The 24,220-nt window shown below is 72.8% G+C and carries 16 protein-coding genes; 9 read left to right on the top strand and 7 right to left on the bottom strand.

What is annotated here, in order from left to right; all coding sequences use genetic code 11:
• Positions 1–139 precede the first annotated feature (139 nt).
• From ACIRP2_RS36215 to ACIRP2_RS36200, 4 genes are all read right to left on the bottom strand, one after another.
• On the bottom strand, positions 140–514 hold the full coding sequence (locus tag ACIRP2_RS36215; protein WP_007262928.1) for an RNA polymerase-binding protein RbpA: 375 nt from the start codon (positions 512–514) through the stop codon (positions 140–142).
• Positions 515–779: 265 nt separating this feature from the next.
• Complete coding sequence (locus tag ACIRP2_RS36210; RefSeq protein WP_404257984.1) at positions 780–2,144, bottom strand: MFS transporter; 1,365 nt, start codon at positions 2,142–2,144, stop codon at positions 780–782.
• 46 nt (positions 2,145–2,190) lie between these two features.
• Complete coding sequence (locus ACIRP2_RS36205; RefSeq protein ID WP_404257982.1) at positions 2,191–2,955, bottom strand: glycerophosphodiester phosphodiesterase; 765 nt, start codon at positions 2,953–2,955, stop codon at positions 2,191–2,193.
• Positions 2,952–3,677: a YitT family protein gene (locus tag ACIRP2_RS36200; protein WP_404257980.1), complete on the bottom strand. Its 726-nt coding sequence runs from the start codon at positions 3,675–3,677 to the stop codon at positions 2,952–2,954. Before ACIRP2_RS36200 ends, ACIRP2_RS36205 begins: the two co-directional genes overlap by 4 nt.
• A gap of 103 nt (positions 3,678–3,780) precedes the next feature.
• Here ACIRP2_RS36200 and ACIRP2_RS36195 point away from each other — a divergent pair, with 103 nt between their 5' ends.
• The gene (locus ACIRP2_RS36195) at positions 3,781–5,280 is read left to right on the top strand and encodes a PLP-dependent aminotransferase family protein (protein ID WP_404257978.1); all 1,500 of its coding nucleotides are present in this window, start codon (positions 3,781–3,783) and stop codon (positions 5,278–5,280) included.
• A 67-nt stretch (positions 5,281–5,347) separates the two neighbouring features.
• Here ACIRP2_RS36195 and ACIRP2_RS36190 read toward each other — a convergent pair whose 3' ends face one another.
• A complete protein-coding gene (locus ACIRP2_RS36190; RefSeq protein ID WP_404257976.1) occupies positions 5,348–6,976 on the bottom strand; it encodes a hypothetical protein in 1,629 nt (542 codons plus the stop codon).
• 37 nt (positions 6,977–7,013) lie between these two features.
• Positions 7,014–7,208, bottom strand: coding sequence for a hypothetical protein (locus ACIRP2_RS36185; RefSeq protein ID WP_018103962.1), 195 nt, complete (start codon positions 7,206–7,208; stop codon positions 7,014–7,016).
• Positions 7,209–7,531: 323 nt separating this feature from the next.
• On the opposite strand from ACIRP2_RS36185, the gene ACIRP2_RS36180 reads away from it, so the two are divergent.
• From ACIRP2_RS36180 to ACIRP2_RS36145, 8 genes are all read left to right on the top strand, one after another.
• The gene (locus ACIRP2_RS36180) at positions 7,532–7,924 is read left to right on the top strand and encodes an ankyrin repeat domain-containing protein (protein WP_404257974.1); all 393 of its coding nucleotides are present in this window, start codon (positions 7,532–7,534) and stop codon (positions 7,922–7,924) included.
• Between the two features lie 219 nt (positions 7,925–8,143).
• On the top strand, positions 8,144–9,562 hold the full coding sequence (locus ACIRP2_RS36175; protein ID WP_404257972.1) for a HEAT repeat domain-containing protein: 1,419 nt from the start codon (positions 8,144–8,146) through the stop codon (positions 9,560–9,562).
• A gap of 155 nt (positions 9,563–9,717) precedes the next feature.
• Positions 9,718–10,869 carry a glycosyltransferase family 4 protein gene (locus tag ACIRP2_RS36170; protein ID WP_404257970.1) on the top strand — a complete coding sequence of 384 codons (1,152 nt, stop codon included), beginning with the start codon at positions 9,718–9,720 and terminating at the stop codon, positions 10,867–10,869.
• Positions 10,866–12,029, top strand: a complete 1,164-nt coding sequence (locus ACIRP2_RS36165) for a glycosyltransferase (protein ID WP_404257968.1) — start codon at positions 10,866–10,868, stop codon at positions 12,027–12,029. Before ACIRP2_RS36170 ends, ACIRP2_RS36165 begins: the two co-directional genes overlap by 4 nt.
• 97 nt (positions 12,030–12,126) lie before the next feature.
• The gene (locus ACIRP2_RS36160) at positions 12,127–15,783 is read left to right on the top strand and encodes a hydantoinase B/oxoprolinase family protein (RefSeq protein WP_404257966.1); all 3,657 of its coding nucleotides are present in this window, start codon (positions 12,127–12,129) and stop codon (positions 15,781–15,783) included.
• A gap of 82 nt (positions 15,784–15,865) precedes the next feature.
• Positions 15,866–17,392, top strand: coding sequence for a hypothetical protein (locus ACIRP2_RS36155; protein ID WP_404257964.1), 1,527 nt, complete (start codon positions 15,866–15,868; stop codon positions 17,390–17,392).
• A 181-nt stretch (positions 17,393–17,573) separates the two neighbouring features.
• Positions 17,574–18,500 (top strand): hypothetical protein, encoded by a 927-nt coding sequence (locus ACIRP2_RS36150; RefSeq protein ID WP_404257962.1) that lies wholly within the window; start codon positions 17,574–17,576, stop codon positions 18,498–18,500.
• A 59-nt stretch (positions 18,501–18,559) separates the two neighbouring features.
• On the top strand, positions 18,560–23,398 hold the full coding sequence (locus ACIRP2_RS36145) for a hypothetical protein (protein WP_404257960.1): 4,839 nt from the start codon (positions 18,560–18,562) through the stop codon (positions 23,396–23,398).
• Between the two features lie 225 nt (positions 23,399–23,623).
• Here the strand turns inward: ACIRP2_RS36145 and ACIRP2_RS36140 are convergent, their stop codons facing one another.
• Positions 23,624–24,103 (bottom strand): hypothetical protein, encoded by a 480-nt coding sequence (locus tag ACIRP2_RS36140; RefSeq protein WP_404257958.1) that lies wholly within the window; start codon positions 24,101–24,103, stop codon positions 23,624–23,626.
• Positions 24,104–24,220 lie beyond the last annotated feature (117 nt).

Here is a 24,220-nt window from a genome sequence, read left to right as displayed (position 1 = left end):
CGGCCCGCCCGGGGGGGGGGGGGCGCCCGCCCCCGCCGCCCCCCCCCCGGGGGGCGCCCCCCCCCCCCGGGGGCCCCCCCCCCCCCCCCCGCCGGGGGCCCCCCCCCCCGCGGCTCTCTCGCGCTGCGATGCCCTGCGGTCAGGCAGACTTCCTGCTGTCCCGCGGATGCACGGCGATGTTCATGGCTCCGGAGCGCAGAACCGCCAGCCTCTCGGCCAGCACCTCCTCCAGCTCCTCGCGTGTGCGTCGCTCCATGAGCATGTCCCAGTGCGTACGCGCAGGCTTGCCCTTCTTCTCCTCGGGGCCATCCCCGTCCACCAGGAGTGCCATGGCGCCGCACGCCTTGCACTCCCACTCCGGCGGAATTTCCGCCTCTACCGAGAACGGCATCTCGAATCGATGTCCGTTCTGGCATGCGTACTCCACCGCCTGGCGCGGGGCCAGATCGATGCCGCGGTCCGTCTCGTAGCTGGTAACCACGAGGCGCGTGCCGCGGAGAGCTCGCTCACTCATGAATCGTGCCTCCCGGGCTTGTCGCCCACAGGACAGGTGTCGCTGTCGTCGTCATCCGGTCAACGTCCGGTCGGCGGCAAAGATTCCCGTTGCCGGTCATGCGTCGCCCGTCGTGCCGCTGCTTCTTCAGGGTTGGGGTACCCGCCAATGCCCGGTTTGTCACATCTAGTAGAAGTTGTCACCCAACGGTTCGGCTTCTTCCACTCGCAGTAACGGTCCTCCGGGCAGGCCAAAGGCGTACACTACCGGCCTTTCACTTCAACGTCTAAATCCGTTCCGGAACAGGGTTGCCGGCAGCCGCCACGGCCTGCCGGACCGGCACCCTCGCGAGCAGCACGGAACCGATCACGAAGAAGATCACCAACGAGATGATCGCATCCCGGTAGCTCCCGGTCAGCTGATACGCGACACCGAACACCAGCGGCCCCAGCCAGCTCAGACCGCGGTCGCTCATCTCGTACGCGGAGAAGTACTCGGCCTCCTTGCCGCGCGGGACCAGATGGGAGAAAAGTGAGCGCGACAGCGCCTGGCTGCCGCCGAGCACCAGACCGATCGCCGAGGCCAGCACATAGAAGAAGAGCGGTGCGCCGGCGGGCAGGAAGTAGCCGGCAACGAGAATCAGCGTCCAGACGACGAGCGAGCCGAGGATCGTGCTCTTCGCGCCGTACACCCGGGCCAGCCGGCCCATCGCCAGCGCTCCGGCCACCGCCAGCACCTGCACCAGCAGCACGGCCGTGATCAGTGTCGTCTGGTCGAGCCCCAGCTCCTCGGAGCCGTACACCGAGGCCTGGGAGATCACCGTCTGCACACCGTCGTTGTAGACGAGATACGCCAGCAGGAACGAGAGCGTCAGCGGATGGCGGCGCATGTCGCGCAGGGTGGCCAGCAGCTGCCGCCATCCCGAACCGACCGCCCCCTCGCCGCCCGGCGCCACCCGCCGGTCGCGCAGCCGTCGCAGCGGCACGATCGTGAAGGCGCCCCACCACACACCGGCCGACGCGAGACAGATCCGCACCGCGTCGGACTCGGAGAGGCCGAAGGAGTCGTGGCCCGTGTACAGGACCAGATTCAGGACGAGGACGAAGGCGCCGGAGGTGTACCCGAAGGCCCAGCCGCGGGAGGAGACCGCGTCCCGCTCGTCGGGCTCGGCGATCTGCGGCAGATAGGCGTTGTAGAGCACCATCGACACGGAGATCGAGGCGTTCGCCACGATCAGCAGGAACGCGCCCAGCAGATAGCGGTGACCGTCCAGGAAGAACATGCCGGTGGTCGCGGCGGCGCCCACGTAGGCGGCGGCCGCGAGCAGCGGCTTCTTCCGCCCCGTCCGGTCCGCGGCGGCACCCACGATCGGCATCACGATCACCGCGACGACGACGGACATGGAGACCGCGTAGGCGAAGAGCGATCCGGCGCGCACGGGTATGCCGAGCGGGTGGACGAAACCGTCGGCGTCGGCGGCCGCCTTGGCGACCGACGTCAGATAGGGGCCGAGGAACACCGTCAGCACGCTCGTCGAGTAGACGGAGCAGGCGAAGTCGTAGAAATACCAGCCGCGCTGCTCGCGTATGCGGCTCGCGGCGTCGGCGGAATCCGTCGTGAGCCCCGTCGGCCCGGCGGTGTCGGCGCTCAAGGCGCACCCCCTCGTCTCTCCCCGTGAAGACCCCGCACGGCCGGCGTCAGGCCCAGGCCCCCCGCTCGCTCAGCACCGTGCGCAGCGTCTCGATGTGATCGGTCATGATGCCATCCACACCGAGGTCGAGGAGCGCTGCCATCCGCTCCGGTTCGTTCACCGTCCAGACGTGCACCTGGAGTCCGCGTGCGTGCGCCTCGCGCACGAAGCGCCGATCGACCACCCTGATGCCGTTCTGGCTCTCCGGTACCTGTGCGCACACCGCGCCGGCCCGCACCGCCGCCGGGATGCCGTACGAGCGCAGCCTCAGGCCCAGCACGCCGCGCACCCCGTAGGAGGTGGCCAGCCGGGGCCCGCCGAGGCGGTGTGCCCTGGCCACCCGGGCCTCCGAGAACGAGCCGACGCACACCCGGTCCCAGGCATTCGTCCGGCGGATCAGATCGATCAGTGGGACCAGGGCGGACTCGGCCTTGATGTCGACGTTCCAGCGGGCCCCGGGGAACGTCTCCAGCAGTTCCTCGAACAGCGGCAGCGGCTCCCGGCCCCCGACCCTCGCCCGCCGCACCTCGCTCCACGGCAGCTCGGCCATCCGGCCCCGGGCGTCCGTCACCCGGTCCAGAGTGCTGTCGTGGAAGGCCACCAGGCGACCGTCCGCCGTGGTGTGCACATCGGTCTCGAAGTAGCGGTATCCGGCGTCGGCGGCCCGGCGGAACGCGGCCGTCGTGTTCTCGATCCCGCCCGCCGCACCGCCTCGGTGCGCGAAGGGGATCGTCGCGGGATGGTCCAGGTAGGGGTGGCGTACGGAGGTCACTTCGGCAGTATGGCCCCATCCGGTGTCCGGGCGGTGACGGTGGTGTCGCCGCCGTCCGGCCCACAGGCGTCGGTGGCGCTTTCGCCGGACGCGGCGGCCGGCTCCGCGGCCGGCTCTCCGTCGACGGCGAAGAAGCGCAGGAAGAACTGGGCGAGCGGGCCGATGGTCAGGGCGTACAGCACCGTGCCCGCGCCGAGGGAGCCGCCGAGCACGAAGCCGGTCACCACGACCGCCACCTCGATCAGGGTGCGGACGAGCCGGATGGAGCGGCCGGTACGCAGATGCAGGCCGGTCATCAGCCCGTCGCGCGGTCCCGGGCCGAACCGCGCGGCGATGTACAGCCCCGTCGCGACACCGTTGACCGCGATGCCCGCGACCATCACGGCGATCCGTGCGGCGAGGCCGTGCACATCGGGTACGACCGCGAGCGTGCCGTCCATGGCGATGCCCACGGCGAAGACGTTGGAGACGGTGCCGAGGCCGGGACGCTGCCTGATCGGTATCCACAGCAGCAGGACGACGGCGCCGACGATGATCGATACGACCCCGATGGACACCCCGGTGCGCTCCGAGAGCCCCTGATGCAGCACCCCCCAGGGTTCGAGACCGAGGCCGGCGCGGACCAGGAGCGCCGAACTCGCCCCGTACAACGCGAGGCCGACGTACAGCTGAATGAGCCTGCGTGTGAGGTGCGCCCCGCGAGGGACGGGGGTGATGGACAAGAGGTGCCCCCCTGATGTGGTGGTAGTGGACTGGCGCATGTCACTCTGTGGCAGGGGATTGGTCGCCAACTATGGCCAATCCGAGGAAGGTGGACTGATTTTTATGCCGCAGTGGACTTCGGCGGTCGGCGCGGCACAGCTCGCCCGGCAGCTCCAGGCCCAACAGCCCCGGTCCGCCGTGCCGGGTGCCCGTCGGCCGCCCGCGTATCGCGCGCTGGCCGACGGGGTGCGTCTGCTCGTCCTCGAAGGCAGGGTTCCGGTGGCCGCCCGGCTCCCCGCCGAGCGTGAACTGGCGCTCGCCCTGTCCGTCAGCCGCACGACCGTCGCCGCGGCGTACGAGGCACTGCGGACCGAAGGGTTCCTGGAGTCCCGCCGGGGGGCCGGCAGCTGGACCGCCGTGCCCGCGGGCAACCCGCTGCCCGCACGCGGCCTGGAACCGCTTCCCCCGGAGTCGCTCGGTTCGATGATCGATCTGGGCTGCGCCTCGCTGCCCGCCCCCGAACCGTGGCTGACCCGGGCGGTCCAGGGCGCCCTGGAGGAGCTCGCACCGTACGCCCACACCCACGGCGACTACCCGGCAGGTCTGCCCGCGCTGCGGCAGATGATCGCCGACCGCTACACCGGCCGCGGCATTCCGACCATGCCTGAACAGATCATGGTCACCACCGGCGCCATGGGTGCGATCGACGCGATCTGTCACCTCTTCGCGGGCCGCGGCGAGCGGATCGCGGTGGAGTCCCCCAGCTACGCCAACATCCTGCAGCTGATGCGGGAGGCGGGTGCCCGGCTGGTGCCGGTGGCGATGGAGGAGGGGCTCGGCGGCTGGGACATGAACCGGTGGCGGCAGGTCCTGCGTGACGCGGCGCCGCGGCTCGCCTATGTCGTCGCCGACTTCCACAACCCCACCGGCGCACTGGCCGACGAGGACCGGCGACGCGATCTGGTGGAGGCGGCCCGTTCCGCCGGCACGGTCCTGGTCGTCGACGAGACCATGAACGAGCTGTATCTCGACCCCGACGTACGGATGCCCCGGCGGGTCTGTGCCTTCGATCCGGCGGGCTCCACCGTGCTCACGGTCGGATCCGCGAGCAAGGCCTTCTGGGCCGGTATGCGGATCGGCTGGGTGCGCGCGGCCCCCGATGTGATCCGCAGCCTGGTGGCCGCCCGCGCCTACGCCGACATGGGGACGCCCGTCCTGGAACAGCTCGCCGTCAACTGGCTGATGCGCACCGGCGGCTGGGAGCAGGCCGTGCAGGTCCGGCGCGAACAGGCCCGCGAGAACCGTGACTCGCTCGTCGCCGCGGTCCGCCGGGAGCTGCCGGACTGGGAGTTCTCGGTTCCGCGCGGAGGACTGACCCTGTGGGTGCGTACCGGCGGTCTCTCGGGCTCCCGGCTCGCGGTGGCGGGGGAGCGGGTCGGGGTGCGGGTCCCCTCCGGCCCCCGGTTCGGCGTCGACGGCGCCTTCGAGGGCTATGTGCGACTGCCGTTCACGGTCGGCGGGCCGGTCGCGGACGAAGCGGCGGCGCGGCTCGCGGCGGCGGCGCGGCTGGTGGGTTCGGGTGCGGGTGCGGGGGTGGAGGCGCCGCGGACGTTCGTCGCCTGACCGGCGGGGCGGGCGCGGGGCTGACGGGGTCGTCCTTCACCCCCGCGCCCGCCCCGTACCGGTCCGTTCAGTCGCCGACCTTCATGCCCTCGACGGCGACGGCCGCGGTCAGGGGGTGCGGCATCGCCGGGTCCGGGACGCTCACCTCGACCGGCACGGGCCCCTCGTCCGCGACGGCCGCCCCGTCCGGCGCCTGCCGTCCGGGAAGCAGGCCGAGGACCGCCTGTCGTTGCGCCTCGCTGGTCGCCTCGTCGTACGGGTCGGGGGTGGCCGGAACCTGGAGCCGCAGCACGGGACCGGTGCCGAGGCGCGCGTACCCCCGGCCTGGCGGGACATCCGGCGTCGGGGTGGTGTGCGGTTCCACGCCGAGCACCGACTCGACCTGGTCGCGGGAGCAATGGCCGAGGACGACCCGGGCCCGGGTATGGGTCCGTACGGTCTCGCCCAGCGCGTCCAGGCCGTCGAACTGGTCGGTCATGACCACGGTGACGTTGGCCGCCCTGCCGTGGCGCAGCGGCACCTGGAGCAGTTCCTGGGGGTCCGGCCTGCCGTCGGCGGCCGCCAGGTGGCCGAGGGCGCTGGGCCGGTCCAGCAGGATCCAGAGCGGGCGCCTGATGTCGTCGGGGGCGGGGTGGCCGGACTGCCGCGCCCGGTTCGCGGCGATCAGTCGCCGCTCCGTCTCGTGGGCCGCCCACTCCAGGGTCGCCAGTGCGCCGGCCGGCCCGCACTCCACGGCCAGCACGCCGTCGCGTCCGGTCAGGCAGGCGTACTCGCCGGTCCCGCCGCCTTCGATGATCAGGATGTCGCCGTGCTGGAGGGCCTGCAGGGCGATGGCGCGCATCAGTGTGGTGGTGCCGCTGCCGGGCTGACCGACGGCCAGCAGATGCGGCTCGGTGGAGCGGGCTCCCGTCCGCCAGACGACCGGTGGCGCGTCGCGGGTCGCGTCGCCGTCGTGCACGGGAACGGTGCGCTGCACCGCGTCTGCGTCGGTGAACCCCAGCACGGTCTCACCGGGTGCGGTGACGAAGCGCTGGGCCCCGATCGAGGTGGGCAGGGCGTCGAGCACGGTCATGACGAGTTGGTTGCCCTCCTCGTCCCAGGCGAAGTGGTACTCCCGGCCGCGGCCCGACTTCGCGTGCAGCAGCCGCTCGATCCGGCCGCGGGAGGCGGCCTCGCTGTCGGTGAAGTAGGCGGGGTACGTCACCCTGAGACGGGTCAGGCGCCCGTCGCCGTCGAACTCGTATCCGCTGAAGGCCTTGTCCCAGTCGCCGCCGTGGGAGAACAGTGGGCTCGGGTCCTCGGCCGCGGAGAAGTACGGCACGAGCGCCTCGTACAGCGACCGGAGCCGCCCGGTCTCGGCGTCGTCGGGACCGGTCTTCACAGGGGTCCGCTCCCGCCCCTTCCAGGCGGCGGCGGCCATCACCGCGACCAGGGTGATCACGGACCCGTACGGGATCGTCGCGACGACGAGCAGACAGGCCGCGACGGAGAACAGCGCCGGACCACGCTTGTCCTTGGGCGTCGCGGCCCACTTCTGCCGTCCGGCACCGGCCAGCAGCCGCAGACCACGAGTGACCGTGATCAGCGGATGGAGCACGTCGGTGGCGTTGTCGGTGGCCGTGCGCGCGAACTCGCGACTGCGAGCGATCGGGGCGCTGCCGCTGCTCAGAATGCGGGGGAGTGGTCGCCGGGCCACGTCGGTCTCCTGAAGGGGTGGGAGTGGTCGCGGGGCGTCAGAACTTGATCCCGCCCAGGAGGCCGGCGAGACTCGCGCCGCCCGCCGTGATGCTTGGGGCGATGGCGGTGCCGGCCAGGTAGAAGCCGAACAGGGCAGTGACGAGGGCGTGCGATGCCTTGAGGCCGTCCTTCCTGAAGAACAGGAAGACGATGATGCCGAGGATGACTACGCCTGACATGGACAGGATCATGAGAAGTTCTCCTGGTTGGGGGGACAGTCACCATGAGTCCTTCCAGGTTCACCAGAAGTATCTATACGATAAAAGTCGCATTCGAGTGAAAAGTCTGTATTTTCACTGGATCGGCCGACAGGGGTTGTCGCTGGGGTGCCGGGGTGGCGGAACATGCGGAGCCGCGTACTCCGCCCCGTCGCAGGATGTGATCCTCTGCCTCGGGCGGGCCGGGCCAAGTGTGCGGTCGGGCAGTACCCTGTCGGTTCACTCGTACGGCCTCATGGCGTACGGCCCGGCAGGTCAACAGTGGTGAAACCGGATAATGGAAGGCGGTCCGACCGATGAGCGAAACCCCCGATCCCGAGGTGGTCGAGCTGGCGACGAAGGTCTTCGACCTGGCCCGCCAGGGGGAGACGGACACGCTCGCCGCGTATGTCGACGCCGGCGTCCCCGCGAACCTGACCAACGACCGCGGTGACTCGCTGGTGATGCTGGCCGCCTATCACGGGCACGCCGCCGCGGTCACCGCGCTCGTCGCCCGCGGCGCCGACCCGGACCGGGCCAACGACCGCGGGCAGACGCCGCTCGCCGGGGCCGTCTTCAAGGGCGAGGGTGCGGTGATCGAGGCGCTGCTCGCCGCAGGGGCCGACCCGGCGTCCGGAACACCCTCCGCGCTGGACACCGCACGCATGTTCGGCAAGGCCGACCTGCTGGAACTCTTCGGCGCCCGCTGACCGGGTACGCCGTAAATGTGGTCGCGGTGGCGAAATGGCTGGGTCATCATGACGTCTCGGGCCCGGTTCGGGCCACGGACGAGAGGCAGAGGAAGATGGTCTACACCAAGCAGAAGACGGCGGTCGGCCGATCATGTTGCTGCGCGGCGTAGTGCCCCACCCGGCACTTGGAACTGCACAGTCCCGGTTGCGTCGACAGCTTGATGTGAGGCTTTTTTCATGTTTGATCCGTTCATAGCGCCGAGCGGCACCCTGCTCGGCCTGCTGCAGAGGGGCCGTGGCGACGGCACGCTCCACGCACTCGCCGCACCGCGCCCCGAGGCCCTGGCGGCTCTCAACCACTGTGTCCTGAGCGATCCGCGTCACGACTGGCAGGTGGAGAACCGCTCGCTCTACTACGCACGCCTGTATCTCGACCTCGACGGCGGCGTCGAGGAGATCGAGCGCCACCTGTGGGATCCCGACGACCACCTCGACACCGACGACTCCCGCACGGGTCTGGCCCTCGCCGTGCTCGGCCACCTCGCCTCGTACGGACGGGACGACGCGCTGGCCCTGTTGCGGCGGTACGCCGCCACCGGGGCCAACTGGGCCTGGGCCCTCGACGAGCTCGCCCTACGCGACGACGACGCGGGGCTGCGCGCCCTCGCCGTACCCGTGCTCGGCCGGTTCCCGGACACCGAGGACGGCGCCGCCGAGCTGGCCGCAGCCGTACGGGACGCCTTCGAACCCCGCCCCTGGCGCCTCTGGGCCGACGACCCGCGCGAAGCGGTCGGGGCCAGGATCAGGGCTGCCTCGGAACAGGGCTCCTTCGACCGCTGGCAGCGGCAGATGCGGCCCGGCGGCCCCCGCCCCGGTTGGAGCGTCCAGGCGGTCTTCGACTGGGCCCAGCAGGGAATCGAACGCGGCAGTGTCCTCCATGTCCCGGCCGCGCGCTGCCTCGCCGCCGTCGCCGGTCCCGAGGACCGGTCCGGGATCGTCGAGGCCGCCCGCAGCGGCCCCGACGGCGCCCGCTGCGCCGCACTGCACTACCTGGCCGAGGCCAGGGACCCCGCTGTGCTCGATCTGATCGAGGCCGCCGCGGTCAGCGCCTCGCGCACCGTCGCCGACGCGGCGGTCGCAGCCTTCGAGCGGATGTGCGGTGACGCGGCGGTGGACCGTGCCAGGCGCTGGGCCAGGCGGCCCGACGCGCTCGGCGCCTCCGCGGCCGGTGTGCTCGCCTGCCGGGGCGGGGCCCAGGACGCCCCACTGGTCCTCGGCGCACTCCGTGAGGCCGTGAGGGGCGAAGGGCCGGACGCACCACGCCTGTGGACCCTCGTCGACGGAACGGGCCGGCTGGGCATCGCCTGTGCCGCCCCCGTACTGCGCCATGTCTACCGGGAGACGTCCTCCTCGCATCTGCGCGGCCGGGCGGCCCGCGCACTTGCCGCGACCGACCCCTCCTTCGCCACCGGCTTCGCCGTCGAATGCCTCTGGGACTGCGAGGAGACCACCCGGGAGGTCGCCGCACTCCATGCGGAGACCGGCGACATCAGGGTCGCCGAGCGACTGCGCCGGCTGGCGGCCGACCCGGCCGAGGAGGCAGAGGTGCAGACGGCGGTGCGCAGCAGGATCGGGCCCGACACCCCGGCGGTCTGACCCGAGTACGCACAGCGGCGCGCGTCGGGGGCGCGCGGTGCGAAGGTGCGAGCAGGTGTGTCGGGGGAGCGCTCGGCCCGAACGCTCACGGGCCGTTCCGCGGCCGGAAAGATCCAAGTCGGCTCCGTCACGTCCGGCACGGCGACAACACCGGTATGCGTGTCGTCATCGTCACCGAATCCTTCCCTCCCGATGTCAACGGCGTGGCCCACTGCGCCCTGCAGACCGCCCGGCACCTCGTCGGCCGCGGCCACGAACCGCTCGTCGTCGCCCCGGCCCCGGCCGGCGCGACGACCACGTCCCGTCCGGACGCCTCCGACGCCTTCCGAGCCGACGCACCCTGTCCCGTGGTGCGCGTCCCTTCCCTTCCCCTGCCCGGATACCCCCAGGTCCGGGTGGCACTGCCGAGCCGGCGGCTGACGGCGGCCCTCACTGCCCACCGCGCCGACCTCGTCCACCTGGCCGGACCGTTCGTGCTCGGCGCGCGGGGCATGGCGGCGGCGGCCAGGCTCGGGATCCCGGCCGTCGCCGTCTACCAGACCGATCTGGCCGGTTACGCACGTACGTACCTCGGCACCGGTGAGAACACCGCCTGGCGCCGGATGCGCGCCGTGCACAGCGCCGCCGACCGCACTCTCGCCCCGTCCGCCGCCGCCGCCCGTGACCTGACCGATCACGGTGTGCCCCGGGTGCGGCTGTGGCCGCGTGGCGTCGACACCGCACGGTTCCGGCCCGGACTGCGGGACGAAGCACTGCGCCGACGTATCGCCCCCGGCGGGGAACGGATCGTCGGGTACGTCGGCCGGCTCGCTCCGGAGAAGCACGTCGAACTCCTCGCCGGGGCCTGCGCGACACCCGGGGTCCGGGTCGTGGTCGTCGGCGACGGCCCCAGTGAGGCATCGCTGCGGACCGCCCTGCCCGGTGCGGTCCTCCTCGGCCGCCGGACCGGGGACGACCTCGCCCGACTGTTCGCCTCGCTGGACATGTTCGTCCACACGGGACCGTACGAGACGTTCTGCCAGACGGTGCAGGAGGCCATGGCCTCCGGGGTCGCGGTGATCGCTCCCGCAGCGGGCGGACCGCTCGACCTCGTCGACCACGGGCACACCGGACTGCTGGTCCCGCCGCTCGACACCGGTGCCGTGACGGCGGCGGTCGGCGCACTCGCCGCCGACCCCGTGCGCGCGGCGGCCTACGGCGCCGCCGGCCGGGCCGCGGTCGAGGGCCGGACCTGGCAGGTCGTGGGCGACCAGCTGCTCGACCACTACGACGAGGTGCTGCGCGACCGGACGGCGGTGGCGGCATGACCGACCGTGAACGGCGCACGGTCATCGTCCGGCTGGCGAACTTCGTCACCCCGTCGTCGGGCGGCCTGCGCACCGCTCTGGACGAGCTCGGCCGCGGCTACCTCGCGGCCGGCCACGAACCGGTGCTCGTCGTGCCCGGCGACACCCGGAGCGACGAACGCACCGCCCAGGGGCGGGTGATCACACTCCCCGGTCCGGTCCTTCCGGGCAGCGGCGGCTACCGCGTACTGACGGACCGGCGCAGGCTCCGCCACCTCCTGGAGACGTTGCGGCCCGACCGTCTGGAGGTCTCCGACCGCACCACGCTGCGCTGGACGGGAGTGTGGGCGCGCCGCGCCGGGGTGCCGGCCGTGATGGTCTCCCACGAGACCGCCGACGGGGTGCTGCGCACCTGGGGCGTCCCGGCCCGAGCGGCCGGGCGGACGGCGGACCGGCTCAACGTCCGCAGCGCACACGCGTACACCCGGATCGTGTGCACCACCGCATGGGCCGAGCGCGAGTTCCTGCGTATCGGTGCGCGCAACGTGGTGCGCGCACCGCTCGGCGTGGATCTGCGACGCTGCCGTCCCCATCGGCGCAGCGCCGTCCTGCGCGCCCGGCATCTGCGCGGCCGGGACGTGCTGCTCGTGCTGTGCTCGCGGCTCTCCGTCGAGAAACGTCCCGGCCGGGCGCTGGAGGCGCTCGCCGGGCTGCGGCACCGAGGCGTGCGCGCGGCGCTGGTCGTCGCGGGCGACGGGCCGCTGCGGACGGGCCTGGAGAGCAGGGCGCGGGAGCAGCGGCTGCCGGTCGAATTCCTCGGCCATGTGCGGGACCGCGAGTCCTTGGCGGATCTGCAGGCGGCGGCCGACATCTGCCTGGCGCCCGGACCCGCGGAGACATTCGGCCTGTCGGCCCTGGAGGCACTGGCCTGCGGCACCCCGGTCGTGGCGAGCGAGAGTTCCGCGCTGCCCGAGGTGATCGGTGCCGCGGGGGTCGCCGCCCCGGACACGGGAGAGGCGTTCGCCGCCGCGGTACGGGAGTTGCTCGGGCGCCCGGAGGACGAGCGCCGGGCCATGGCGAGGCGACGGGCCGAACTCTTCGGCTGGGACCGCTCGGTGGCCGCGTTCCTGGCCGCGCACGACGTGCCGGACCCGGGCGGGATCGCGGAGGTACGGGCATGAGCCGTGCGGCGCGGCGCGGCGTTCCGCGGCCGTGTGCCACCCGGGAGCCGTCCGCGCCGCCTGGCCCGTCGTCCGTGGAGCGGGTCAGTATGGGGGCATGAGCGGACGCTGGGACTTCTGGATCGACCGTGGTGGGACGTTCACCGATGTCGTGGGACGGGATCCCGATGGACACCTGGTCACCCGCAAGCTGCTCTCCCACGACCCGGACCGCTACCGCGACGCCGCCGTGGCCGGCATCCGGGGACTGCTCGGCCTCGGCCCCACCGACCCGGTCCCCGCCGACCGGGTCGGCACGGTGAAGATCGGCACGACGGTCGCCACCAACGCCCTGCTGGAGCGGCGCGGCGAGCCGACCGTCCTGGTCATCACGGAAGGCTTCCGGGACGCTCTGCGCATCGCCTACCAGAACAGGCCGAACCTCTTCGACCGCCGGATCCTGCTGCCCGAGGCCGTGTACGAGCGGGTGATCGAGGTCCCCGAACGGATCGACGCCCGCGGCGGGGTCGTGACCCCACTGGACCGGGAAACGGTGGCCGAGCGGCTCAAGGCCGCACGGGCCGACGGTCTGCGCAGCGCGGCCGTCGTCCTGATGCACGGCTACCGCCACCCCGCGCACGAGAGCGCCGTGGCCGCCGCGGCCCGCGAGGCGGGCTTCACCCAGGTCAGCTGCTCGCACGAAGTGAGCCCGCTGATCAAGCTCGTGCCACGCGGTGACACCACCGTCGTCGACGCCTACCTCTCGCCGATCCTGCGCCGGTACGTCGACGAGGTCGCCCGCGAACTCGACGGCATCCGGCTGATGTTCATGCAGTCCAACGGCGGCCTGCGCGAGGCCTCCCACTTCCGGGGCAAGGACGCGGTGCTCTCCGGCCCCGCCGGTGGTGTGGTCGGCATGGCCCGTACGTCCGAACAGGCCGGATTCGACCGGGTCATCGGCTTCGACATGGGTGGCACATCCACTGATGTGTCGCACTACGCGGGTGCGTTCGAACGCGAACTCGGCACCCAGGTCGCCGGCGTGCGGATGCGCGCCCCCATGATGAGCATCCACACCGTCGCGGCCGGCGGCGGCTCCGTCCTGCACTTCGACGGCCACCGCTACCGGGTGGGCCCCGACTCGGCGGGCGCCGTCCCCGGCCCGGCCTGCTACCGCCGCGGCGGGCCGCTGACCGTCACCGACGCCAATGTGATGCTCGGCCGGGTCCAGCCCGCACACTTCCCGGCCGTCTTCGGACCCGACGGCGACCTCCCCCTCGACGCGGACCTCGTCCGCGAACGCTTCGACGCGTTCGCCGAGGACGTGGCGCGTGCCACCGGAACACGGCGCACGGCGGCCGAGGTCGCCGCCGGATTCCTGGAGATCGCCGTGCTCAACATGGCCAACGCGGTCAAGAAGATCTCCGTGCAGCGCGGGCACGACATCACCCGCTACGCCCTGACGGGCTTCGGCGGCGCCGGAGGCCAGCACGTCTGCGCCGTCGCCGACGCCCTGGGCATCGATACCGTCCTCGTGCCGCCCCTGGCCGGCGTGCTGTCCGCGTACGGCATCGGTCTCGCCGACGCCACCGCCATGCGCGAGCAGTCCGTGGAGGCGGAACTGAACGAGGCGACCCGGACCCGGCTCGGCGGACTCTGCGACGAACTCGCCGCCCGCACCCGCGCCGAACTGCGGGCCGACGCCGTCCCCGACAGCGCGATCAGCACCCGCGCCCGGGTCCTCCTGCGTTACGCCGGTACGGACTCCAGCCTGTCCGTCGACCTGGACACCGCACCCGCCATGGCCGAGGCGTTCACCGCTCAGCACCGCGCACGCTATGCCTTCACCATGGACAAGCCCCTGGTCGTCGAGGCGGTGTCGGTCGAGGCGACCGGAACAGCCGGGCGGCACGCACCGGGCACGGCCGACACCACTCCTGGTGCGAGCTCACCGCCCCGACCCCACGACACCGTAAGGATGTTCGCGGAAGGCCGGTGGCAGCGGACCCCGCTCCACCGACGCGAGGAACTGCGCCCCGCGGCCACCGTGACCGGCCCCGCCGTCATCGCGGAGGCGGATGCCACCACCGTCGTCGACCCCGGCTGGCAGGCCACCCTCGCCGACACCGGGCATCTCCTGCTCACCCGCGTCCGCCCGCGCCCGGACCGCACTGCCGTCGGCACCCGCGTCGACCCCGTCATGCTGGAGATCTTCAACAACCTCTTCATGTCGATCGCCGAACAGATGGGCGTGCGCCTGGAGAACACGGCACACTCCGTCAACATCAAGGAGCGGCTCGACTTCTCCTGCGCCCTGTTCGACGCGGAGGGCAATCTGATCGCCAACGCCCCGCACATTCCCGTCCACCTGGGCTCGATGGGGGAGTCCATCAAGGAGGTGCTCCGGCGCAACGACGGGGCGATGCGGCCCGGCGACGTCTACGCCATCAACGATCCGTACCACGGGGGCACCCACCTGCCCGATGTGACCGTGGTGACACCCGTGTTCGACGAGAACGGTGACGAACGACCCCGGCTCCGCTTCCTCGTCGCCTCACGCGGACACCACGCCGAGATCGGCGGCATCACCCCCGGCTCCATGCCCGCCTTCAGCCGCACCATTCACGAGGAGGGGGTGCTCTTCGACAACTGGCTGCTGGTACGGGACGGCCGGCTCCGCGAGGCCGAGACGCGCGAGCTGCTCACCGGCGCCGCCCACCCCTCCCGCGACCCGGAAGCCAACCTCGCCGACCTGCGCGCCCAGATCGCCGCGAACGAGAAGGGCATCGCCGAACTGCGCCGCATGGTGGACCAGTTCGGTCCCGAGGCGGTCGCCGCGTACATGGGGCACGTACAGGACAACGCCGAGGAGTCCGTCCGCCGGATCATCGCCGAACTGCACGACGGCGGCTACCGCTACGAGACCGACAACGGCGCCGTCATCGAGGTCGCCCTCACCGTGGACCGGGCCACGCGCGGTGCGGTCGTCGACTTCGCCGGCACCTCACCGCAGCAGCCGGGGAACTTCAACGCGCCGAAATCCGTGGTCATGGCGGCGGTGCTCTACGTCTTCCGGACCCTGGTCGCCGACGACATCCCCCTCAACAGCGGCTGCCTCAAGCCTCTGGAGGTCAGAATTCCGCAGGGCTCCATGCTCGCCCCCGCCCATCCGGCGGCCACCGTCGCGGGAAACGTGGAGACGTCGCAGGCCGTCACCGGCGCCCTGTACGCGGCACTCGGCATCCAGGCAGAGGGCTCGGGAACCATGAACAACCTCACCTTCGGCAACGAACGGGTCCAGTACTACGAGACCGTGGCGAGCGGCTCGGGTGCGGGCGACGGCTTCGACGGCGCCGACGCCGTGCAGACCCACATGACCAACTCCCGCCTCACCGACCCCGAAGTCCTCGAATGGCGCTACCCCGTGCTGCTGGAGAGCTTCCGGGTACGGGACGGCAGCGGGGGCGCGGGGCGCTGGCACGGTGGCTGCGGCGTGGAGCGGCGCATCCGTTTTCTCGAACCCGTCACGGTGGCGCTGCTCTCCGGACACCGCCGGGTCCGGCCCTACGGAATGGCGGGCGGTGAACCCGGGGCTCCGGGCGAGCAGTACGTCGAGCGCGCCGACGGCCGGACGGTCACGCCGCTGCGCGGCTGTGACACGGCCGACCTGCAGCGGGGGGACGTGCTCGTGCTCCGTACACCGGGCGGCGGGGGCTTCGGCGCCCCGGACCCGACCCCGGACGGCCGTCCCGGGAGCCCCGCCGAACAGCGGTGAGGCCGCTGCCCACGGGCTCCCGGCAGGGGTCGCTTCTGCGCCGTTTCGACCGATGTCAGTCCGAGGACCTAATCTGTGCAGCGTGACTTCGCCTGCCTACACGGACAACGCTGCGCCCCAGCTCAGCGCGGGGCCGCGGCCCGCCCCGGGCCCGGCCGCCGACGAGGGGCTCTCGCGGCGGCTGCGCGCGCTCGCCTGCACGGCGCCGCTGCACGATCTCGATGTGCGCAAGGCGAATCTGGCCGGCGAGTACACGGTCTACACGATGGCCGAGATCGCGCTCGCCGTCATCGACCTCGTCACCCTCAACATGGACTTCGACACGGGTGCCGACCACGACCAGATAGTGACCAGGGTCCTTCCCCGCGTCGCCGCCCAGGCCCCGGACCGCCCGGCCGCCGAGCACGAGCGGGTCGCCCGCTGGGTGCTGGAGAACCTGATCAATGTCGGCAGCGTCGACCGCGGATTCCGTGCGGTGTACGGCACTTTCGGCCCTGATGGGGTGTATGTCCGCCGTGATTACGACTTCAAGCTGATCGAAGAGGTCCCCGGACACGGTGGCACCGTCTTTCTCCGGGCCACCGACGAAGCGGTCAACGTCCTGGTCGGAGCCCTCGACACGGATGTCACCAGCGCCCAGATCGCCGCCGAGGTGAAGCTGGAGGTCCTCATCAGCCGGGGCCGCCTCGCGGATGCCCAGCTCGCCGCGGAGCAGGCCCGCTACCGCACCGTGCAGTACGCGGAGACCCTGCGCAAGACGCTGGAGGCCACCCGGCGCAACGTCCGGGCCGTCGACTGGCTCAACGCCGTACCCGACATGATCGCCGAAGCGCTCGATCACGTCGCCGACCGCTACCGCCACGAGAACGCGATCCTCACCAACATCCGCAAGGCGCGCGACGAGGCGGAGGAGCCCGAGCACAAGCGGCGCGCCGCCGAGCTCGTCGACATCGTCAAGGACTGCATCCGCCGCCACACCCAGCTGCAGTCCCGTCTGCTGGAAGCCGGGCCGCTGTTCCGTGCCGAACAGGACAGGCAGGCGTTCGCCACCCCTGCGGCCCGCACCGGCCTCGATCTGTACGGTCAGCTGGTCGGCCCGCTGCTCCCGCTCCCCGTCGAACACGCCATCCGCGTCACGGACGCCTTCTTCGCCCATGGCACCGGACTGCGCACCCCCACCTCGGTGCGGGTGGGCGACCTCGTCGACATGCTGCTCACGCCTCCCGTGGAGCGCGAGCACCTGGGCGCCGAGATGCCCGAACCCGATCTGATCGCCACTCCGGACGACAGCCGGTTCAGCGAGGAGCAGCTCGCGAGCGCCATGGAACTCCTGGATCTGGAGCACGACGCCCCGCGCCGGCTCTCCGGACTCCTCGCCGAGGCCCGGCGCCGCGATCCCGAACTGCCTTATCTGGTCGCCCTGCTCGCGGTGCACGCCGCGAGCCCGCCGGTCGGCACCGCCTACCGGCAGGGCGAGCAGCGTCTGTTGTTCTCCGTCGACGACGGGACGCAGCTCGACGACCCGGAGTTCGGCGGCGCGGATCTGATAGTGGGTACGGCCCTGCTGGACGCGGCCGGAATGGCCGCGGACCGCTCGGAGGCATCATGAGGGGCGCGCCGCAGGAGGCGCACGAGCCGCCGATCCGACCGGCGCACCTCGTCCGGGAGCGTCGCCGCCCCACCGGTCGACCGGTCGGAGCCGCGCCGCTCGGGACGGACGGGGCGAGAGCCGGCGCCGTCCACCCCGCCCATCCCGCACCGAAGACTTTCCGCAGCAAGGAGCGACAGTCGTGAGCGACCACCGCGCACAGCACGCCGACGCGTGGAGCGAGCCGACCGCCGCGTACGCGACCGAGAGCACGGCCTGCGCGGACCCGGCCGGGCCTGCCACCGCACCCGTCACCCCGGCCGACGCGGCCGACGCCGCCCGGCTCGTCGCCTTCGGACTCCAGCCCAAACTGCTGCCGGCACGCGACGCCGAATATGCCGAACTGCTCCGCCGCTACCGGGAGGAGTCCGCTTTCGCCCGGCTCGCCGACGCCGTGGCGACCGGACTCGGCCTGGTCGTGCTGGAGGTGTCCACCCGCGCCGGGATGGCCGTCACCGCCGGTGAGGACTCGGTCTTCGCCGTCCGCATGGGCGACTACGCCCGTCGCGCGTCGTCCGACTCCGCCGACCGGTTCCTGCACGGGCTCGCGCACCTCGCCGTCGCCGCGATGGCCTTCCCCCGTCCCGAGGACCTCGCCGACGACGCGTACATCGGCCGGATCACCGTCAACGGCGTCGACTCGTTCGTACGCCAGGCGTGCCATCGGCTGGAGGAGCGCGCGGAGGAGCACGGCGACAACACCGACCCGGCCACCGATGCCCCCGGACTGGAGGCGGCCTGGCGCATCTACGCCCGGCGCAGCGCCACCGGAGCGACGAAGGACGCCCGGAGACTGGCCGGTTCCACCACCGGCATCGTCGGCAAGGCCGTCGCCTTCCTCACCGATGCGGGCTTCCTCCAGCGCACCGGGGACGACGCCGGAGGCGCCTTCCGCACCACCGCCCGCTACCAGCTCCAGGTCCGTGACATGGCCGGCGGCGCCGCGATGGCCGAGCTGCTGGAGCTCGGAGTCGTACCGGTCACCGACGGAACGGCGACGCTGCTGCCACCGCCCGACGCCGACGACCTGGAGCTGGCCGCCGACGCCGGTCTGCCCTTCCACGCCTGACCGGCCCGCCCCACCACCGCCGTCTCCCCCCGCTCCCTGAACGACGAGAGTCCGCCGCCATGTACGAGCTGTCCCGGGTCCGCCTCTACTCCATCGGGCCTGCCGGCGCGCGCTATGCCGACACCGTGCTCGACCTGCGCGGAGTGGGCGAGCCCGTGCCCAACCCCGCCCCGGCCCAGGCGGAGTTCTTCGAGGAGGAGCCGGTCGGCCCGCCGCGTCGCCCCGCCCCCGCCGGGGTGCTCTTCCTGGAGAACGGCGGCGGGAAGTCGGTGCTGCTGAAGCTGATCTTCTCGGTGATGCTGCCCGGCCACCGCAACACCCTGGGCGGCGCCAGCTCCGGCGTGCTGCGCAAGTTCCTGCTCGCCGACGACTGCGGGCATGTCGCCCTGGAATGGCAGCACACCCTCACCGGCGAATGCGTGGTCGTCGGCAAGGTCAGCGAGTGGCGTGGACGCCAGGTCTCCAACGACCCCAGGAAGTTCGCCGAGGCCTGGTACTCCTTCCGCCCCGGGCCCGGACTCAGCCTGGACTCCCTGCCGGTCGCCGAGGCGACCTCCGTGCACCGCCCGGTCGAAGGCGTCTCCGGCGCGCAGGGCCGACGGCGGACGATGAAGGGCTTCCGTGACGCCCTGACCGAGGCCGGCAAGTTCTACCAGCACCTCGACGTCCACTGGGAGGAGATCCACGACCGCTGGAACGAGCACCTCGGCGACCTCGGACTCGACCCCGAACTCTTCCGCTACCAGCGAGAGATGAACGCCGACGAGGGCGAGGCGGCCGGCCTCTTCGCGGTCAAGAAGGACTCCGACTTCACCGACCTGCTGCTCCGCGCCGTCACCGACACCCGCGACACGGACGGCCTCGCCGACCTGGTGAGCGGCTTCGGCAACAAGCTGGGCCGCCGGGCGGAGCTGACCGCGGAGCGCGACTTCACCGCGGGTTCGGTCGATCTGCTCGGCCGGATCGTGGAGGCCACGGCCACTCGTTCCCGTGCCAGGGACGTCCACGCGGGGGCCGAACGCCGCACCCGTACGCTCGCCCGCAGGCTCTTTGCCCGCGCGGGCCGGGAGCGCGGCCGGACCGCCGAGCTGGCCCAGCAGGTGACGGGCGCCGCGCACACCGTCATGACGGCCGAGGGGGCCCGCAGCCGCAGCGCCCTGATCGCCGCCGAACTGGCCTACCGGCACGCCTCGCTGGCCCTGACCGCGGCGGAGAAGGGCGCGGCCGCCCAGCGTCGCGAGCTGGGCGAAGCCCGCACGCTGCACTCCGCCTGGCAGGCCGCCGAGGCCGTGCTGCGCCACCGCGCCGCCGCCGACCGGTCGGCACGGGTCGCCGTCGCCATCCGCGAGGCCGAGCGGGACGCCGCGCCCGCGCTCGCCGCCCGTGCCGAGGCCGCCGCCGATCTCGTACGGGCCCTGCACACCGCGGCGGAGGCCGGTGAGCAACTGGCCAACGAGGAGGAGGAGCGCTCCGGCACCCTCCAGGCCGTGGGCGAGACCGCCCACCGCGACGCCACCACCGCCGCCACCGAGGCCCAGCGTGCCCGCAGCGAGGCGGGACATCTGCGCCAGCGCCTCGCCGAGGTCGAGCAGGAGACGGCGCAGGCGGTACGGGCCGGCTGGCTCGACGACACCGCGCCGGACGCCGACCCGGCGCGAGCCGCCCTCGCCGCGAGCGACGCCGAGCAGTCCGCCGTCGCAGCGTGGGACACCGCCAGGGAGGCCGCCCGCGCCGGGGCCGATCTGGCCAGGGAGGCCGCCGCCGCCGAGAGCCGCGCCGAACTCGCCGCCGCCCGCGCCTCCGACGCCGCACGGGCCGCGGAACAGTCGTACGAGGCCGAGCTCAACGCCGCCGAGTCCCTCGCGTCCGACCACCGTCTGGCCGACCTGCTCGGCCTGCCCTCCGCGCAGGGAACCGGCGTTCCTCGGCCCCGTGGCGCGGCGGCCGGCACCGAGACGGACACCGACACCCCGTACGGCGCGGACGGCCGAGGAACGGACACCGACCCGACCGGCACCGAGCGACGGCCCGCCACCATCGCGGCCACGGAGCAGGCGGGCCGGACGGGGCAGCCCGCCCACGGCACGCACACCGTCACGGCCGAACAGCCCGACGCACACCAACAGCCGCTCACCGCCCAGGAGTTCGACCGCAGCGCCGACGAATTGCGGGAGCTCCTGGACCAGGGCATCGGCTCGGCCGAGCGCCGCCTCTTCGAACTGCGCACCGCGGCCGCCGACGACTCCCGCATCCTCGGCGCACTCGGCGACGGCGGACTGCTGCCGCCCGGCCCCGATGTCCTCGCCACGGTCGAGTACCTCGGCGAGCACGGCATCCCGGCCCTGCCCGGCTGGCGCTACCTCGCCCAGGCCGTCGACCCCGCCGACCACGCGTCGGTACTCGCCGCCCGCCCCGAACTCGTCGACGGTGTCGTCATCACCGACCCCGACTCGCACGCCCGAGCCCGCGAGGTCCTGAGCGGCGCCGCCCTGCTGCCGCGCTCCGCCGTCGCCGTGGGGACCGCCGCCGCACTGCTCGCCCCCGTCCCGGCGGCCGGGGCGGGCTCGGCCGCGAGCGCCGAAGGGGTGTTCCTCGTCCCGCCGAACCCGGCGATGCACGACGAACACGCGGCCGACGAGGAGCGGCAGGCCCTCAGGAGCAGGGCCACCGCTCGCGACGAGGACATCCGGATCCTCGCGGCCCGCCTGACCGCCGACCGCTCCCTCGCCGCCCGGATCGGTTCCTGGCGTGCCGACTGCCCTCCCGGCATGCTGGCCGAGCTGGCCGAGGCCGCGGACACCGCCCGTACGGTCGCGGAGTCGGCGGAAGCCGCCCTCGCAGAAGCCCGAACCGTGCGCGCCGAGGCCGACGAGGCCGCCGCGGACACCGCCCGTGTCCGTGAGGAGCGCCAGGAGGCCGCCCAGCGCGCCCGCCGCGCCGCCGACGCCCTCGCGGGCCTCGCCTTCCGGCTCCGCGAACGCGCGGGCTGGCAGACGAAACTGCGCGAACTGGTCGACGAGGCGGCCGAGTCCGAGGCACGTGCCACGGTCTGCCTGGAGCGGGCCCGTGCCGCCGACGAGGACCGCAGGGCCGCCCAGCGCGCCGCCGACGACGCCCGTCGCACCGCCCGCGCGCTGCGCGCCGAACGCGCCGAGATCGCGGGCGCGCCGGAGCACCTCCCGGAGCCCGCGGGCGACACCCCGCGCCCCGCCCTGCCGGCACTGCGGGAGGCGTACCGGGCCGCGTCCCAGCTGTACGAGAAGGTGGGCGTGGGCGCCGACCTGCGCGCCGAACAGGCCCGTGCGGAGAGCGACGAGAGCGCCGCCCTCGCCGAGCTGGACCGGCTCACCAACAAGGTCCGCACCCGGGCCGCCCAGCTCCTCGAAGGCACGGACGGCGCCGACGGCCCGTCCCGGCAGGCTGCGGCCGCCCGCGCCGAGTCCCTGGTCCATCTCCTGGAGACCAGGGCCTCCACCGCGAGCGAGCAGTTGGGCCGACTGCGCGGCGAGGCCGAGCGCCTGGCCCCGGTCGACGGCGAGACGCATCACACCGAACTCCCCGACGAACTGGTCCCGGCCGACGCCGAGCAGGCCCAGAACCTCCTGCGCACCGCCACGGCCGAACTCGCCTCCGCCACCGCGGCCCTGGACACCGCACGCGCCGCCCACGCCGAACTGCTGCACGCCCACCGCACCGCCGAGGACTCGGCAGGCGGCTTCGACGAGACCGCGGCACTTCTGCGCGACCTCCTCAGGGACCACGGCACGGACGACGACACCGAGGCCCCCGAGCCCTACCCGGGCAGTCTCGACGAGGCCCGGCAGTCGGCCGCCGAGGCCCGCCGCTCGTTGCGCGGCTGCGCCGCCGACCTGTCCGCGGCCGAGAGCGCAGTGAGGGAAGCCGGCGACGTCCTCGTACGGCACGCCAACTCCACCCGCTACGAACAGGTCCGTACGCCCGCCCGGCAGCAGATCCGCGAGCTGCCGGCCGCGGCGCTGCCCGAGCACGCAGAGAAGTGGGCGGCGGCCTTCGCACCCCGGCTGCGCGTCCTCACTGACGAGCTGGCCCAGTTGGAGCGCAACCGCGACTCCATCGTCGACCGGCTCCGCGGCCTCGTGGAGTCCGCGCTCACCACTCTGCGCTCCGCCCAGCGGCTCTCCCAGCTCCCCGAAGGGCTGGGGGAGTGGTCGGGCCAGGAGTTCCTACGGATCCGCTTCGAGGAACCCGACCAGGCGACCCTCACCGAACGGCTCGGCGAGGTCATCGACGAGGCCACCCGCGCCGCCCTGAAGAAGAACTCCGATCTGCGCAGGGACGGCATGTCGCTCCTGCTGCGCGGTGTACAGGCGGCACTGGAACCCAAGGGCATCGCCGTGGAGATCCTCAAGCCGGACGCGGTGCTCCGTGCCGAACGCGTCCCGGTCGGTCAGATGGGCGACGTCTTCTCCGGCGGCCAGCTGCTCACCGCGGCCATCGCCCTGTACTGCACGATGGCCGCGCTGCGCAGCAACGACCGGGGCCGTGACCGGCACCAGCACCGGCACGCGGGCACGCTGTTCCTGGACAATCCCATCGGCCGTGCCAACGCCACCTATCTGCTGGAGCTCCAGCGTGCGGTGTCGGACGCCCTCGGCGTGCAGCTGCTCTATACGACAGGGCTGTTCGACACCACGGCGCTCGCCGAATTCCCGCTGGTGATCCGGTTGCGCAACGACGCCGACCTGCGGGCCGGGCTGAAGTACATCAGCGTGGAGGAGCACCTGCGTCCCGGGCTGCCGCAGCAGGACCCGAACGGTGTGACGGTGCACGGCGAGATCACCGCCACCCGCATGTTCAAGCGAACGACGACGCCGCCCGAGAGCGCTCGGATCCCGTCCCCGGGCCTGTCCGACGCGTGAGCACGACGAGCGGGCGCGAAACAAGCAGGACGGGTCGGTGCCGTGAGCCAGGCGCGGGGAACGGGCACGACGGGTGAGCACGGTGGGCAGGCGCGAGGAACAGGAACACCTCGCGGCATCCGTCCCCTGACGACACCCCGCCGGGGCTCGGACCTCTCCGCCGGACAGGGCCACCGGAGCCCCCCGAGCACCGGTGGTTCTCTCCGCCGGGCAGGGCCGATGCCCTCACGCCCGCGAGAGGCTGCCCGCGCCCCGGCGACGTATCCGGGCTTCCTCACGCTGTGCGGTCCGCGCCGCCCGGCGGGCTCTGCGGCGCTCACGGCGCAACTGCCGTGCCGAACTGCTCGGTATGGACACCACACCGTTGCGTTGGTTCCAGACCTGCCGGGTGATCCAGACGTCCAGCACCGACCATGTGGCGACCACCGTGCTGCCCACGCTGCTCAGCACCATCGGAAAGGCCAGCCAGGATCCCGTCAGCGTGCAGAGGAACGCCACCATGGCCTGGATGATCGTCAGCGACATGATGAGTACGGCACGCACGGCGGCGGTACGGACGGGGTCCGGCATCCGCCGCCGCGTCGCAGGCTCCTCCACCCAGAGTTGCCGGCGCGGGCGCGGGATCTTCGCCCCGCCGGTCACCGCCGGGGCCGTCGTCGCGACCGATGCCGACGGCACCCGGCTCCGACGCTCTTCCGTATCCAAGGAACCTCAACTCCCCACCGCTGTCCGACCTCAGGGTTGCTGCCCGGCACGCTTCGTTTCCACGTGAGCGGATCGGACCATCCTGCCCCGGGCACTCCACGTGTTCTCCCTGCCCCG

The organism is Streptomyces sp. NPDC101194 (assembly GCF_044767885.1).
Taxonomy (GTDB): Bacteria; Actinomycetota; Actinomycetes; order Streptomycetales; family Streptomycetaceae; genus Streptomyces.
Note: the sequence above shows the minus strand (reverse complement) of the source record. Positions and strands in the feature narration are given on the sequence as shown.